The sequence below is a fragment of the Fibrobacter sp. UWB2 genome (genome assembly GCF_002210425.1).
Lineage (GTDB): Bacteria > Fibrobacterota > Fibrobacteria > Fibrobacterales > Fibrobacteraceae > Fibrobacter > Fibrobacter elongatus.
Genome location: NZ_MWQK01000002.1, coordinates 439,850 through 455,525 on the forward strand (window position 1 = coordinate 439,850; position 15,676 = coordinate 455,525).

Annotated in this window: 9 protein-coding genes; 5 read left to right on the forward strand and 4 right to left on the reverse strand. The window is 52.2% G+C overall.

Translation table 11 applies throughout. From position 1 onward, the window contains the following. Positions 1-65: 65 nt before the first annotated feature. From rapA to B7982_RS05280, 5 genes are read left to right on the forward strand one after another with little or no spacing between them, the layout of a single operon-like run. The gene (gene rapA, locus B7982_RS05260) at positions 66-3,056 is read left to right on the forward strand and encodes an RNA polymerase-associated protein RapA (RefSeq protein ID WP_088659839.1); all 2,991 of its coding nucleotides are present in this window, start codon (positions 66-68) and stop codon (positions 3,054-3,056) included. A 29-nt stretch (positions 3,057-3,085) separates the two neighbouring features. Then, on the forward strand, positions 3,086-4,225 hold the full coding sequence (gene proB, locus B7982_RS05265) for a glutamate 5-kinase (RefSeq protein WP_088629508.1): 1,140 nt from the start codon (positions 3,086-3,088) through the stop codon (positions 4,223-4,225). A 41-nt stretch (positions 4,226-4,266) separates the two neighbouring features. Continuing rightward, positions 4,267-4,971, forward strand: a complete 705-nt coding sequence (scpB, locus tag B7982_RS05270) for an SMC-Scp complex subunit ScpB (RefSeq protein WP_012820032.1) — start codon at positions 4,267-4,269, stop codon at positions 4,969-4,971. Further along, positions 4,971-7,610: a DNA mismatch repair protein MutS gene (gene mutS, locus B7982_RS05275; protein ID WP_088659840.1), complete on the forward strand. Its 2,640-nt coding sequence runs from the start codon at positions 4,971-4,973 to the stop codon at positions 7,608-7,610. The genes scpB and mutS overlap by 1 nt, the downstream gene beginning before the upstream one ends. Before the next feature lie 20 nt (positions 7,611-7,630). Next, positions 7,631-8,113, forward strand: a complete 483-nt coding sequence (locus tag B7982_RS05280; protein WP_233138382.1) for a hypothetical protein — start codon at positions 7,631-7,633, stop codon at positions 8,111-8,113. Here B7982_RS05280 and B7982_RS05285 read toward each other — a convergent pair whose 3' ends face one another. The 4 genes from B7982_RS05285 to B7982_RS05300 form a co-directional block, all read right to left on the reverse strand. Then, entirely contained in the window at positions 8,114-8,581 is a 468-nt protein-coding gene (locus B7982_RS05285) for a RidA family protein (RefSeq protein ID WP_073424463.1), read from the reverse strand. It abuts the gene before it with no gap. 126 nt (positions 8,582-8,707) lie between these two features. Then, the gene (locus B7982_RS05290) at positions 8,708-12,043 is read right to left on the reverse strand and encodes an MFS transporter (protein WP_233138383.1); all 3,336 of its coding nucleotides are present in this window, start codon (positions 12,041-12,043) and stop codon (positions 8,708-8,710) included. Between the two features lie 296 nt (positions 12,044-12,339). Then, positions 12,340-14,025 (reverse strand): sodium-dependent transporter, encoded by a 1,686-nt coding sequence (locus B7982_RS05295; protein WP_088659843.1) that lies wholly within the window; start codon positions 14,023-14,025, stop codon positions 12,340-12,342. Positions 14,026-14,111: 86 nt separating this feature from the next. Continuing rightward, positions 14,112-15,500: a GGDEF domain-containing protein gene (locus tag B7982_RS05300; RefSeq protein ID WP_088659844.1), complete on the reverse strand. Its 1,389-nt coding sequence runs from the start codon at positions 15,498-15,500 to the stop codon at positions 14,112-14,114. Positions 15,501-15,676: the final 176 nt, after the last annotated feature.

The window sequence follows — 15,676 nt, forward strand, 5'->3', positions numbered from 1 at the left end:
TTGTGGAATAATTTAGTAAAAAGTTCGCAAGCCGAATTTTCGAAAAAATCCTAAATTTACAGGTTATGATGATGTTTAAAATTGGTCAGCGCTACGTTAGCCAAGCCGAACCTACCCTGGGGCTTGGTATTGTATCTGAAGTTCAGGGCCGTACTGTTAAAATTTTGTTCCCGTCTATCGGTCAAGCTCGTATTTACAGGACCGATGAAGCTCCGATTGAACGTTTTGTTTTGCAAGTGGGTGAAACCGTCAAGAGCGAAAAAGGTGTCTCCTTTGTGGTGGACTCTGTTCGCGAAGACGCGGGTATTATGGTTTATGTCGGGCGTAATGGCAAAGAGATGAAGGAATCCGAGCTGAGCGCGAAGATTTCGACCGCTCGACCGGCAGTGCTGTTTAAGGCCTTGGCGGATGACGAAGTTTGCTCGTCACGTGATTTTTTGCGTCATGAAGATGCGATGGAAATGTATTACAAGTGGATTTCTTCGCCGGTTCGTGGCATGATTGGCCCGCGTGTGAACATGATCCCGCATCAGTATTACCTTTGCTACCGTGCCTGCTCTAGCTCGACGCTCCCGAGGCTTATGCTTTCGGACGAAGTGGGTTTGGGCAAGACGATTGAAGCGGGCATGATTTGGCATGCTCTCAAGTCGAGAGGCCGCATCCAGCGTACGCTCGTGATTGTCCCGGAAACGCTGAAGCACCAGTGGATGATTGAAATGAAGCGCCGTTTCAACCAGCTCTTTACGCTGGTGGACGAAGGCTACATCCGTGGTTTGTTTGTGGGGGTCGCCAAAGACGAGACGAAGCCCAATCCGTTCATGCAGAGTAACGACATCATTGTGTCCATCGACTTTTTGATGGCTCAGCCTGCATTGATTGAAGACCTCTTGAAGACGAACTGGGATATGACCATCATCGATGAAGCACACCATCTGGTGTGCGAGGATGGTTTTACGAGCCACGAGTACATGCTCGCAAATAGGGTGATTGGTCGCTCTAAGGGCGTGTTGCTTTTGACCGGTACGCCCTTGCAGCTCCATCCGGAATCGCAGTTCAACCGTCTCAAGATGCTCGACCCGGTGCGCTTTGCAGACTATAACGATTTTATCAAGGACCAGGAAGCTTACCTCAAGCTTGTGCGAGATTTAAATAAGCTCCCGACCGACCCGAACCACCACATGAGCTGGGACGACTTGTACGAATGCGTCCCGAAGAACTCGCAAATTCGCCCGTGGCTGGAACAGGAAAATTCAAAGTCCATGACCGCTGGCGAATGGATGCGCCGCATTGTCGATGGTATGGGTACGGGTTCTGTGGTGTTCCGCAATACGCGTAAGGGCGTGGGCGGATTCCCGAAGCGTGTGCTCGATGAAATTCCGCTTGAACCGAATCCGGCTTACCGTGAAATGGTGGATGTTGCGGCCGACCGCGACTTGGAAGCATCGACCGACATTCAGGAAAATGGCCTCCTCTGCACGAGGTTCTCCGACGCATGGGCGATGGACGAACGCTTTGTGTGGCTCAAGGGATTCCTCAAGGAATACAAGAACGAAAAGGTTTTGCTGATTTGCGAATCCATCCAGGTGGTGCAGGCGCTTGAAACTTTGCTCCTCGAATTTTTGGGTGAAGGTGCGTTTGTGATGTTCCACGAAGATATGAGCATCATGGCGCGCGACAAGGCTGCGGCAAACTTCAGCAAGCCTGATGGTGCTAACTTGCTCATCGCTTCTGAAATTGGTTCTGAAGGCCGTAACTTCCAGTTTTCGCATCACTTGGTCTTGTTCGACTTGCCGCTTGATGCCGCTCTTGTGGAACAGCGTATTGGCCGCTTGGACCGCATTGGTCAGGATAAGGACATCATCATCCACGTGCCGTACGTGAAGGGCTCTGGCCAGGAAGTGATGTTCCGCTGGTATAACGAAGGTTTGAATTCGTTTGGCGCTCCGCTCATGAGCGGTGGTGAACTCTTCCTCAAGTACACGGAATCCTTGATTGAAGCTTTGGCAACGCCGCGCGCTAGCCTTGAAAACTTTGTAAAGAACGTCATCCCGCAGGTCAAGAAAGACTGCGAACAGATGCGTAAGCATATCGAAAACGGTCGTGACCGCTTGCTGGAATTCAACTCCCGCAATCCCGAGAAGGCCAAGGAAATCACGGATGAAATTCGTGAACTTGATGCCGAGCCGGAACTCAAGAATCTCGTGTTCGATTCCTTGATGAATCGCGGACTCGATGTTGAAAAGAGCTCTGTGCAGGATTGCTTCCTCATTACGATGGGACCGCAGGTTGAAGCGGGTTCTGTGCCGGGCATGCCTGATTTGGCAATGGCTGCGGCGAGTGCTGGCGGTGGCCGCGTGAATAGCCAGACGGATCTCTGTGGCGAAGGCGGTGGAGATGGCGACGGCGATGGTCGCGTGAGCGGTGGCACTTGCATGACGGTCACGTTCGATCGCGATGTCGCGATGACGCATGACGATATTGAATTTATCAGCTTGGACCACCCGCTTGCTCAGGGCGTGTTCGATTACGAAACGAGCTTTGGCCGTGGAACAGTGTCTTGCGCCATTTGGCCGAACTCCGGTTTGCGCGGACTCATGATGCAGTACAACTTTGCTGTGGAACTTCCAGTGTCCGAAGAATGGGGCTGCGCCGATATCGCAGGGCCGAAGTATTTCAAGGTGCTCGTGAATGCGAAGGGCGAAAACATGTCCGGGTATTTCGATGCACTTTCGAATGCGGCGCTCAAGGATGTGGGCGTTCCGCAGGGCAATGCGGCTGTCGATATGACGCTCCGTTACTTTGCTAAGGATGGACTTGCGAAGGCTCGCTTGATTGTTTCTGAACAGGCAAAGAAGTATGCCGAAGAAGCGGCAAATGCCGTGGAAGCCCGTTCGGAACAGGAATACCAGCGCATGAACCATTTGCTTTCGATGCGTGGCAAGGCCGGTACGAGCGAAGCTTTGAAGCAGCTCCGCAAGAACGTGCAGGAACGCAAGAAGATTGTGGCTAACCCGCAACTCCGCCTCGATGCCATTCGCCTGGTGGTGTGCAAGTAAACTATTGACTAATAACTAACGACTGAAAAATGAGTGAATTAAGAAAGAACATTTTAGATGAAGCTCGCCGCGTGGTGGTGAAGATTGGATCTCGCATTCTCGTGGATTCCGAGCGTGGTGGCGTTCGTACGCGTTACATCCAGAAACTCGCGGATTCCGTGGCACGCTTGATGGATGCTGGCAAGGAAGTCGTCATTGTCACGAGTGGCGCTGTGGGTACTGGCATGGCGGAACTTGGCTACAAGCAGAAGCCGACTGTGCTTGCCGAAAAGCAGGCTTGCGCTGCCGTGGGCCAGATTGACCTTATGTACGCTTATCGCGAAATGTTCCGCTGGGTGCAACTCTCCGTCGGTCAGATTCTCTTGTCTGCAGAAGACTTCCGTGATCGTGCGCGTTACAAGAATTTGCAGAACACCATCAAGGCCATGCTTGCTCGTAAGATTGTTCCGATTATTAACGAGAACGACTCCTTGGCTGTCGCCGAAATCAAGGTGGGCGATAACGACAAGCTCTCGAGCGATGTGGCGTTGTTCCTTGATGCAGACTTGCTCCTCATCTTTACGGATGAAGATGGCTTGTTCGATGACAATCCGAAGAAGAATCCGAACGCTCGCTTGTTGAACTTTGTTCCTGAAATCACGCCTGCGATTTTGGCATTGGCCGGAAAGCCCGGCGAGGCCGGGTCCGCCGTCAGTACCGGCGGTATGAGGAGCAAGCTCGAAGCCATTCGCAATGTGACGAAGAGCGGCGCGAATGCATTCCTCGCTAGCGGTATGAAGGTACTCCCGCATCAGGTGTTCTTTGAAAATGCAACAGGTACGTTGTTTGCGGGTTCCAAGAAAAAGCTCAATAGCCGCCAGCGCTGGCTGAGTTTCATTACGACGCCGCGTGGAAGCGTGATTGTCGATGAAGGTGGCGTGAAGGCTTTGCGTGAAAATCATTCGAGTTTGTTGCCGGTTGGCGTGATTGCGGTACAGAAGCATTTCGACAAGGGTGACTTGATTGAAGTCCAGGATGAAAAGAAGAATCCTGTGGCTCGCGGTGTCGCTGGTTTTGATAGCGAAACGCTTAAGCTTGTGCTCCGCAAGAAGACTGCCCAAGTGCACGAAATCTTGGGCAAGAATGTTCCGGATGAACTTATCCACAAGAACGACTTGGTTGTATTCTAACTAGGTGACTTTAGACCGCTTTAGACAAAAGGATCAAACGTATGGCTGAAGATCAGAATGTCGAAGAATTGGCCGAAGAATCGGCGGAACTCCCGAAAGTTGAAAGTAGGGAAGACCTGGCTCGCATTATACAGGCGCTTGTGTTTGCGTCTCCGGATGTCGTGACGCTCAAGAAGCTTCGCGAAATTCTTGGCGATTTTTTGGATGCTCGTTCTGTGGCGGATGCGCTCATTACCGCGAACGATTCTTTGAATAAAATTCAGTCTCCGTTTGAAATTGTGGAACAGGCGGGCGGTTACCGCTTTAGAACACGTGCAAAGTATTATCCGTGGGTGCGCAAGCTCTTCCCGGAAGCAAACGCAAGACGCCTTTCGCAGGCGGCACTTGAAACGCTTGCCGTGATTGCGTACCAGCAGCCGATTACGAAGGCCGCGATTGAACAGGTTCGTGGCGTTTCGTCTGCGGATGGTCCGATCCGTAATTTGCTTGACAAGGGCTTTATTACTTTGGGCGCAAGAGCAGAAACTGTTGGTAACCCTTATACTTACGTGACCACGCAGGAATTTTTGAAATACTTTGGTATCAATCGCATTCCGGAAGATTTGCCGCGTTTGCGCGAATTCAGTGAACTTTTGGAAGCGGGCGCTTTGGTGCCGCAGTACTCCAAGCCTGATAACGCTCCGGAAGAACCGACTCCGCTTGAAGAATCGACAGACCAGATTGAATTGTCTATGGGAGATGCTTAATGGCCGTTACTCCGTTGATGCAGCAATATTACGAAATCAAGAAAGAAAATCCTGGCTGCATTTTGTTTTTCCGCATGGGCGACTTCTTTGAACTTTTTGAAGATGACGCTGTAATCGCCTCGAAAATTTTAGGTTTAACGCTCACGAGCCGCAATAACGGCGCCTCCGGTGCAACGCCTTTGTGCGGGTTCCCGCACCACGCTGCCGAACGCTATGTGCCAAAGATGGTGGCCGCAGGCTACCGCATCGCCATTTGCGAACAGGTCGAAGACCCGAAACTCGCGAAGGGCATTGTCAAGCGCGACATTGTTGAAATCATCAGCGCCGGCACGGCGATGAACGAAGAAAACCTCAATGCGAAAGAGGCAAATTACCTTTGCGCTTATGTGCCTGCGACAAGTGATGATGGCAAGGGCGGAAACGGGGATGTGGCTGCGTTTGCGATTGCCGATGTGACGACGGGTTACTTGGCGACGTGCCGTAGCAGTGTGCAGGCTTTCGAATGTGAATTCAGCCGCCGCATGCCCAAGGAAATCGTGATTCCCGAAGGGACGACGATTCCATCTGCGATTATGGACTTGATTAAGGCGGAAAACGTCTTGGTCACTGAACTCCCTGCTATTTTGTTTGCAGAAGACCAAGCAAAGGATGTGCTGTTTACGCACTTCAAGGTTGAAGCGCTTGATGGCCTTGGCTTGGATGGTCGTGTTTTTGAAACGTCCGTGACGGGCGCTTTGCTCCAGTATTTGATCAACCAGAAAAAGTCCGAACTGTCGCACTTTACGACGCTCGAGATTTTGAATCTGGACGATTACATGACGCTCGACCCGAGCACGCTCCGCAATTTGGAACTCGTGCGTCCGCTGAATGCTGACGATTATTCCAGCACGCTTTGCTCGGTGCTCGATTTTACGGTGACGGCGATGGGTGGGCGTACGCTCAAGGACTGGGTGAGCCATCCGTTGATTGCTGTGGACCGCATCCGCGAACGCGAAGAAGCGGTGGGCGAGCTTGTCCAGAATCCTGTGGCGCTTGACGAACTCAAGGAATCGCTCACGTCGATTCTTGATATGGAACGCTTGATGGGCCGCGTCGGTAGCGGTCGTGCAAATGCGCGTGACCTCGCGGGAATGGGACGTTCTCTTTCGCAGGCATCAAAGGTCGCTGACGTTTTGGAAGGCTTGCATGCGCCGCTTTTTGAAGGGCTGCGTGAAACGCTGAACGCGGCAAAGGGCCGTGGCGAAGACTTGCTCAAGTACTTCAATGATGACTTGCCGATGACAGTGCGTGAAGGCGGAATGATTCGCCCAGGCGCTAGTGCAGAGCTAGATGCCATGAACGAGGACATCAAGGAACGCCGCGAATGGATTGCTTCTTTGGAAGGTCGTGAACGCGAACGTCTTGGAATCCCGAGTCTCAAGGTCGGTTACAACCGCGTGTTCGGATACTACATCGAAATCACGAAGGCGCAGATGGCAAAGGCCACGCAGCCGATTCCGGACGAGTATATCCGCAAGCAGACGACGGTGAACGGCGAACGCTATATCACGCCCGAGATGAAGGAATGTGAATCCGTCATCAGCAATGCCGAAGTCAACATCCATGCGCTGGAATACAAGATTTTCTGCGAACTTCGCGAACGCGTGAACAGCTGGCGTGCCGAACTCCAGGGCATTGCCGATGCAATTGCTCGCGTCGATAGTTTGTACAGCTTTGCCCGTGCGGCACGTAAGTACAATTACGTTTGCCCGGAAGTTTTTGACGGGACGGGTATTGAAATTCGCGGCGGTTTCCATCCGGTGATTGTCGCGGTGAATCCTGATTTGAACTTTGTCCCGAATGATGTGACGCTCTCGCCGGACGGTACGCGACTGATGCTCATCACCGGCCCGAACATGGCCGGTAAATCGACGTACTTGCGCCAGACGGGGCTCATTGTGCTCATGGCGCAGATTGGCTGCTTTGTGCCTGCCGAAAGTGCGCGCATTGGTGTGGTGGACCGCATCTTTACGCGTGTGGGCGCGAGCGACCGCTTGAGCCGTGGCCTCAGTACGTTCATGGTCGAGATGATCGAAACGGCGAACATCCTCCGCAATGCGACGCCGCATAGCCTTGTGCTGCTCGATGAAATCGGTCGCGGTACGAGTACGTTTGACGGCCTCTCGATTGCGTGGGCGATTGTCGAGACGCTCCACAGCGAGCCTGCCCGCATGGCGCTCACGCTGTTTGCAACGCACTATCACGAATTGACGGGGCTTGTGGAATCGTTGGAACATGCCGGAAACTTCCAGGTCGCTGTGCAAGAGAAGGGCGACAAGCTCACGTTCTTGCACAAGATTCTTGAAGGCGCTTGCGATTCGAGCTATGGCATTCACGTGGCCGAGATGGCGGGGCTCCCACCTAACGTGGTGCGCCGAGCTCGCAAGATTTTGCTCCGTTTGGAAAAGCAGAAGATTGACCCGAGTGACGAGGCGCAAAACAAGAAAATCAAGGCGCAGCCGCAGATGGACTTGTTTGCACCGCCAGACGAAAATACGCTCTTGCTCAAGGATGAAATTCGCAGGCTCAAGCCCGAGGAAATGACTCCGATGCAAGCGCTGCAACGCCTCATGGACCTGAAGGAAAATTACGGGAAATAATGATCGATTTCGCGGCTTTAATGAACTTTGCTTTTGAGAATCGGCTCTACGAGTCCGAGGTTCATGGCATTGAGCATTGGCATCAGGTGGAGTACAATGGGCTCCTCCTGGCGAAAAAGACTGGCGCCGACATTGACGTAGTGCGCTTGTTTGCGATTTTTCACGACTCGCAGCGTTTGGATGATGCATACGACCGTGAACATGGTGCACGCGGCGCAGAATTTGCAAAGCGTTGCCGCGAGGAAAAGCTTTTTGAATTGGACGATGAACGCTTTGGCTGGCTCTATGATGCGTGCCGCCTCCACACGATTCAGCCGCGTACGGGAATTGTTACGATAGACACGTGCTTTGATGCGGACCGTCTGGATTTGGGCCGTGTCGGGTTCCCGCTGAATCCTGAAAAAATGGCGACGGAATGGGGTGCAAAAATAGCCCAGAAGTCTCTCACTTCGGGCTATTCCGTATTCCACATGCGCGAGTGGATCCGCAAATTGGCGCTTTAATTATTCCTTAATTGCCTGGAACGTGCAGCTGATTTCAACAGCGACGTTCTTCGGGAGTGTTGAAACGCCAACAGCCGTACGGGCGTGCTTCCCGTTTTCACCGAGAATCTGTACAGCAAGTTCGCTAGCGCCATTCAGCACAATCGGCTGGTCGTGGAAATCGTTTGCGGATTGCACAAATCCCTGAATCTGAACGAGGCGGAGTGTTTCGCCGGCTTTCAACTGCGTGAGGGCGGCTGCAATGTTGTTCAAGAAGCAAATCTGTGCCGCTTCCTTTGCCTTTTCCACAGAAATCTGGTTCGGAACAACGCCGGTAAAGGCGGAAAAATCGCCCTTTACAGACGGCAACTGCCCAGAAACAATAATCGTATCGCCAAAGCGCGTTGCCGGGACATAAGCGGCAACTGGTGCGGGGCAGGCGGGGAGCGTCAGCCCCAATTCTTGGAATTTAGAGACAATTTGACTCATGTAATCTCCTTGTTTTTGCGCCTTTAATATACAATAATTGAAGCGCGTTTGGGACGTTTATGCCCCGCTAATTAAAAAGCCCGCACGTTTTTACGTGCGGGTATATTTTAAGGCTATTGTTGGCGATTACTTCTTTTCGACGAGTTCCGTAGCGAGCTTCTTCATTCCGTTGAAGTCCCACTTGCCGCTGCCGAGCTTCGGGATGGCTTCGACGACAAACACGGAACCCGGCTGCATGAGTGGCGGAATGCCCGACTTGCGGAGGCTTCTCGAGATATCTTCGGTGTCGAGTGTTGCATCGCCCTTGACGAGGAGCACGATGCGTTCGCCCTTCACAGAATCCGGAACGGCGGTAATGGCAAATTCGTGTTCTCCCATGATGCCTGTTTCTGCAATGCGGAGTTCCACGGCGGTAAGCGAAATCATTTCGCCGCCGAGCTTTGCGAAGCGGCTGTAGCGGCCGAGAATCTTGACGAAGCCGTCTTCGGTGATGGTACACTTGTCTCCGGTCTTGTACCAGCGACGCCCATCGACTTCAAAAATGACGGCGTCTGTTTTTGCTTCATCGCGGAGGTAACCCTTCATCACTTGCGGGCCTGTGATGACGAGCATGCCTTCTTCGCCCGGTGCGAGGAACTGGTTCGTTTCCGGATCGATGATGGCGCCTGTTGAACCAGGGACAACCATGCCGATGCTCGAGTGGTCGCAGCACTTTTCCATCGTCAAGAAGTCGTCGAGCAATACGTTCGGGGCGTTGAGCGTGGCAAGCGGCGTGAGTTCCGTACAGCCGTAGCCTTCGTAAATGTCTTTGCCGAACTTGAGCTTGAAGGTCTCGCGCATTTCGGGGCGGAGCTTTTCTGCACCGGCAATCACGTAGCGCAAAGAGTCGAGGCACATAGGGTGTACCCAGCGGTTGATGGCGATGGCGCGGAGGAACGTCGGGGTGCCCATGAGGATGGTTGCCTTGTATTCGGCGCATACGCGGGCAAGAGTCTTGATGTCGGTCGGGTCGGGGCAGAGCACCATCGGCACACCGTCCAAAAGCGGCATCATGAATGTCATCGTAAAGCCAAACGAATGGAACAGCGGGAGGAGCGATGCCATCACGTCGGTGCGGCAAAGCCTGATGACGTGGTCTCCTTGCTGAGCGTTCGAAATGACGTTTTTGTGCGTGAGTTCTACACCCTTCGGTGTACCTTCAGAACCGGAACTGAACAAGATAACGGCATCATCGGTTAACTTAGACGTGGTGAACCAGAGGTCTCTCAAAAGTTTCTTGGGGAACGTTAAGACGATGAACGATTCGAGCAGACGGCAGAATGTGCTGATTTTCTGTTCTTCTTCGTCGATGTAGAACATCTGGCATTTTTCGGCAAGCTGCTTGAAGTCGGCGTTCTTGCCGCAGAGCTTGTCAAAGAAGGCTCGGGACGTGACAATTGTCGAAAGTTCAGCCTTGTCGATGCAGCCGATAAGCGTGTCGACGGGCGAGGTGTAGTTCAAGTTGACCGTCGTCTTTCCGCAGCCGAGAATAGACATAATGCCGAGGGCTGCGTCGCGGCTCGTGGGGAGCATGAAGCCTACGTTCTGGTCGTTCTTGGTGAGCGATTTGATTTTCTTGCTGAAGTGGTGGCAGAGGCGGATCATCTCGTAACCATTCACGTGGCGGCCGGCCGGATCAATCAATATTGGGCGGGAACGGCGCTTGCGCATCGCGCGGTACCAGAGCGGGATGATACTTGCGGAATGGTCCATCGCCATGTTCCAGATGTCGGTTCCCAGGTTCTGCAAGTCCTTGCGGATCACGTTTTCGGGCGTGGTGGCGGGGAGAGCCTTGCCGAAACCTACGCTGATGACTCGGTTGAAATACTGCGGGCGGTTTACGCATTCGGAGGCGTGGCTGTAGCGGCTGCCCCAAAGACCTTGTATGTAGAACGGGACGATTTGGGCTTCGGTGCCTTCAATAGCCTTTGTGTAATCGAGCGAGAATTTGGAAACAAATGGCGTCTTGGAAACTTCGCCTTCGGGGAAGATGACCACCGCTTCGCCCTTCAATAGCGCTTCGTGGATTTTTTCCATGGCTTCGCTGGGGTCGCGGCGGTTGATGTTGATGACCGACTTGCCGTGAGAGAACCAGCGCAAATACCAGTCGGCAAAGGTGTTGCGGTTGCTCGCGATGAGGAGCGTGCGCGGAGATGCCATCTGGAGCACTGCCCAGTCGATGAAGCTAAAGTGCGGACCCACCAAAAGGAGCGGGCCGGATTCGGGCATGTTCTGGATGCCGTGGACCTTGACCTTATAGCGGAACACGTATGAGAATGCAAAGCGGAGCCCAGCGCGGAGGAGCGTCATCGGGGTGCGCTTGAGCGTGAACACGAACGTGAGGGCGAGGATCACAGCGAGGAAGAATAGCTGTTTGTGGAGGCTGAGTTCGGTCATGAGGAAGAGGATGACTTGGAAGCCGAGCAAGATGAACAAGAAGCTCATCTGGATCATGAACGAAACGGCGTGGATGCGGCCAGATGTGTCGGGGCGTGTGACGTTTTGGATGACCGTGCGGAGGATGACGAATGCGGAGCCTGCCCAGAAGGCGATGAATGCGTAGAGGAACGCAAGGACGTATTGGTTATTGATGAATGGCGTTATAATCATCGTGATGGAAGACGCAATGGCGGCAAGCGGGATAAGGCCTGTTTCCACGAAGTTCTTGGAAGACTTTGCGGCACTGATGGCGCCAATGACATAACCGATTCCGGTGAAGATGAACGTCCACTGGAAAAGCGTTGTGCTTTGCGTACCCGTCATGTTCTGCGAAATCATGATGAGGAACTGCGTTACGCTCCAGAAGGCTGCAATGCCGAGCATCGAGAGCTTGAGCATCGGGTTTGACCAGGTCGAAGAGAAATTGCGCATGGGGGAGCGAAGCTTCACGAACTTGTTCTGCTTGCAGATGCGGATGCAGAATGACGAAATCGCGGCGACGAGGCCTACAGCCGAGAGAATGAACGGGAGGAGCGTGTAGCTAACCGTCGAGCTGTCGTTCGGGCTATAGTCAAACGTGAGGAAGGATATAACCGTGATGCCGAGCGCCATGAAAATCAAGTGCTTGGCGTTGATCTTTACGAGGTCGTTTCCGTCGGTGATTTCCTTCATGAGTCCGATTTTTGCCGGATTGAAAATCGAGAGGAAAATGCCGTACAGGAACAGGAATGCAAATGCGCCAAAGTCTAGTCTATCGCCAAAGAAAAATGCGATGAGCAAAACGGAGATAGCCATGCCGATGGACGTCCAACCCATGACCTTGCTCTTGGGGAAGCGGCCTGCAAAGTAACTTGCCACATGCATCATGATGATGCTTGGCGAGAACATAGCGAACTGGAGGAGTAGGCTCAGCCAGAAAAACCTAGCGCCTTCGGAGTTGAAGGTTATCCATCTCTGGAAGTGGATGAATAAACCCAGTTGCATAAAAGATGTTAAAAATACAGCTATGTAATAGGGAACTTCGCCAGGGCAAGTAGATCGTTTCATATAGGTTGTTTAGTATAAAAATTGTTCAAAATTGTGAGGTAAATATAGTAATGATTGGTGGGGGTAAAAAAGGAAAAGCCCGCACGGTGGCGGGCATGACATAGTAGGGGGCGGGGGGCGTCTCGTTACTTCTTGAATACTTTATAGAAGCAGAATGCGCAGAGCCCAATGATTGCGCCCCAAGCGCAAACCATGAAAACGAGTCCGCCCGTAGTAAATTCAGCGTCCATTTTTTAGCCCTCCATGTTTTCGTCAGAGTTACCGATTTCCATCTTCTTGATGCTCTTGCTGCGGCCCTTTTCTGCGGGACCTCCTTTGCGCCAGGCATAGGCGATGGCGAGGTTCAAAAGCAAGAACAGTACGAGCAAGAATCCGCGGAATGCCCACGTGAATCCGATTTTCGGGAACGTGTGTCCGAGGAAATCGACTGTTGCGCTCGGGTCCACATTGCTAAGCGTAATGAATGGGAGGCCGTCCGTTGCTGTGAACGATATCAGAAGCACGATCAGGTAAATCGGGCACACGTAAAGAATTATCGGGCGGAGGAAGCGCGGGAGCTTGAGGAGGGAGCCATCGTTCATGGTGGCGAAGGCTTCGTTTTCACCCGGTTCCACAACAACTTCAGCAGGGAGGTCTCCATTTGCCTGGGCTTCCTTGGCCTTGCGGCGCCCGAGCACGAGGCTAAAGAGAACCGCCTGGATCATGCCCACGAACACGATGAGGTACGTACCGCCCCAGAAGTCGAGTTCATCGACAGTGCCTGCGGCGAGGCCGAAAATAGCGGTGAGGCTACCGATAAAGGTAATCGTGCTGACCGTCGTGACGGACTTTTTACGCGTAAACTTGAGGTCGTCTTCGCAGAAGCTGATGAGCGGCTGGATGATGGAAATGGCGCTCGTGATGCCTGCAAAAAAGAGCATCGTGAACCAAACGGTCTGAAGCACGCCTCCGAACGGGAGTGTTCCGAAAACGTAAGGCATCGTCTGGAATCCAAGACCGAATGTGCCGAGCTTGGCGCATTCTTCGATGTTTGCGCCTGCGATAAGCACTGCCATCGGGATTACGACCGTACCACCAATAATCACTTCGGCAAATCCGTTCGTTGCGCTTGCCGTGAGCGAAGAAAGCACGAGGTCTTCTTTCGGCTTGAGGTAGCTTGCGTAGCAGAAAATGATGGCCATACCGAGGCTCATCGTGAAGAACACCTGGCCTGCAGCGGCCATCCAGACTTTCGGACTAGCGAGTTCCGAGAAATCCGGGTTCCACATGAAGGCGAGACCCTTGCCGATGCCCGGGAGCGTGAGCACGCGGACCACAAGCACAAGGCCCAAAATCAAGAGGATCGGCATGCAAATCTTGTTCGCGCGTTCAATGCCCTTGCGCACACCGAACGAAAGCACAATCATGTTCGCGATGAACGTAATGAGGAAGAAGATGATGGCGACCGGGATGCCACCGACGCAAGTCTTGAGCATGATGTAGTCGCTAAAGAATTCCGTCATCTTTTCCGGACCCTGCGCGACAACGTTCATCAACGTGCCTGTTGCCGAGTAGAATGCGAATGCCAAAATCCAGGACTGGATAAATCCGTAGTAGAAAATGATGAAAATCGGCGGGAGGAGTCCGAGCGAGCCCAGGTACTTTGCCCACTTCTTCTTTTTCTGGAAAATCACGTGGTAGGTACTCGGGGAGGTGCCGTAATTGTGGTAGCCTGCGTAACGGCCGAGTGTCCATTCAATCCAGGCGAGCGGAATCCCGAGGAACACAAACGCAATGAGGTAGGGGATGATGAATGCGCCGCCGCCATTGGTAGCCGCTTGCACAGGGAATCGAAGAAAATTGCCAAGACCGACTGCGGAACCAGCGACTGCGAGGATGACCCCGAGTTTGGAACCCCAGTTTTCACGATTATTTGCCATGTTCTTTTCCTAAAATTTGAGCCGAAACTCAGTGAATATCGTGCTAAATTTAGTTATTCCTCGAAAAATGGCAACTTTGAAAAATATTACGCCATCCCCTTGATTTCCATTTTCTTCTGGTACATGCTATCGTCAGCACGCTTAAAAACATCTTCGACGCTGTCGCCGGGCTTGTAGATCGCCATGCCGTATGCGACGGAATAACGTTCCCAGGGCTTGCGGGAGGTGTTGTTGCGAGACTTCTTGAATTTGGATTCGATATCCTTGAGCAGTTTGTCCCTATTCTTGTAATCACTATTCTGCAGCAAAACGACGAATTCGTCTCCGCCGAATCTGTAAATGGGGGACTGCTTATATATATTGCAGAAAATATGGCACGAACCTAAAATGTACTTGTCTCCACAGTCGTGACCATAGTGGTCGTTGACGTCCTTGAGGTTGTTGACGTCTATCATCACGAACCCGAATGTGGCTCCACCCTTGTCGATTTGTTCTTGCAGGGAATCCTTCATCTTGTCGTAGGCGACCTTGCTGTTCACGTGGGTCAGTGCATCCTTGAATGCCAAATTCGTCATGTCTTCGGCCTGTTCCTGGGCGGAACGCGCCTGTTCTTCGGCATCTAGAAGCCCCTGGACGTACGTGCGCATGTCTTCGGACATCTGCGAAATAGCGTTCGAGAGCGATTCGACTTCGTTGTGCGTGTGAATTTCGGGAGCATCAAAGATGAGCTCGTCGGGCGTCTTTTTACCACGGCTCTTTTCGGCGAAATGTCGGGCGCTCTTTTCAAGTTCAAGAATCGGCCCCGTCACGTTGCGGCGTAACCATATGAACAAAATAAGTGCAAACAGGAGCCCAAGCCCGAGGGTCAGTAAAACGTTGTACATGACGTAATAGTTGACGGTCTTGTGGAGGTCCGAAATGGAAATGTCTGCGCAGATGACGCCAAAATGCACTCCAAGCGAGTTGACGTACGGTTTGCAGGCTGTGTAGGCGGCCCCCCAGTCGGAGTTTTCTTCAAAGAATGAAATTTCATCCTTTGTCATGGCCTTCGCGAATTTTCGAATTTCAGAAAGTTCATACGCGTCGGTCGGCTCCAACAACTTCATGTCTTCTTCGCCACGTTCACGTTCTGCCTTGCTTGTTGCTGAGCAAATATTGTACATGGAATCGTTGCGCACAAAAAGCGAGTAGAGGTAGAACAGCTCGAAGTCGTCGACCATGCCGTTGAGCAACTGTTGCACGTCGTTATACTTTTCGGTCTTTTGGCCCGTTATGGCGTTCTGGTAAAGGTCGTCCATGTCTATGCGGTTGACCGCATAGTTCAGAATGTTGCTGAGCTTGTCGTCGTAACGCTTGTAAAGAGACTGAGAGTATGTCATGTAAGCCTGGATAGAAAGCAAAAGGCACATGAATGTGATAAAGACCGCGCTTCCTAGAATAAGGCTTCTATGAATAGGTTTCTTCTGGTTCTTCATACATTGCTCCATCGCTTCAAAAATACTTCTTTTTTTTACAAGAATCGTAAGTGATGTGAAAAATAGCACAATGATAGGAATCTGCTTTTTTGTACACTATTTTGTGGGATAAGTAGAACTTTTTTGTTGTTAATGGAATGTTGACAAGAACCGTGCTTTTAAGAGCCATTGAATCC

Bases quoted from the DNA above. Each gene is read 5' to 3' on its own strand.
- B7982_RS05280 (WP_233138382.1), top strand. From the start codon at position 7,631: ATGAACTTTGCTTTTGAGAATCGGCTCTACGAGTCCGAGGTTCATGGC.
- B7982_RS05285 (WP_073424463.1), bottom strand. From the start codon at position 8,581: ATGAGTCAAATTGTCTCTAAATTCCAAGAATTGGGGCTGACGCTCCCC.
- scpB (WP_012820032.1), top strand. From the start codon at position 4,267: ATGGCTGAAGATCAGAATGTCGAAGAATTGGCCGAAGAATCGGCGGAA.
- B7982_RS05290 (WP_233138383.1), bottom strand. From the start codon at position 12,043: ATGCAACTGGGTTTATTCATCCACTTCCAGAGATGGATAACCTTCAAC.
- mutS (WP_088659840.1), top strand. From the start codon at position 4,971: ATGGCCGTTACTCCGTTGATGCAGCAATATTACGAAATCAAGAAAGAA.
- rapA (WP_088659839.1), top strand. From the start codon at position 66: ATGATGATGTTTAAAATTGGTCAGCGCTACGTTAGCCAAGCCGAACCT.
- B7982_RS05300 (WP_088659844.1), bottom strand. From the start codon at position 15,500: ATGAAGAACCAGAAGAAACCTATTCATAGAAGCCTTATTCTAGGAAGC.
- B7982_RS05295 (WP_088659843.1), bottom strand. From the start codon at position 14,025: ATGGCAAATAATCGTGAAAACTGGGGTTCCAAACTCGGGGTCATCCTC.
- proB (WP_088629508.1), top strand. From the start codon at position 3,086: ATGAGTGAATTAAGAAAGAACATTTTAGATGAAGCTCGCCGCGTGGTG.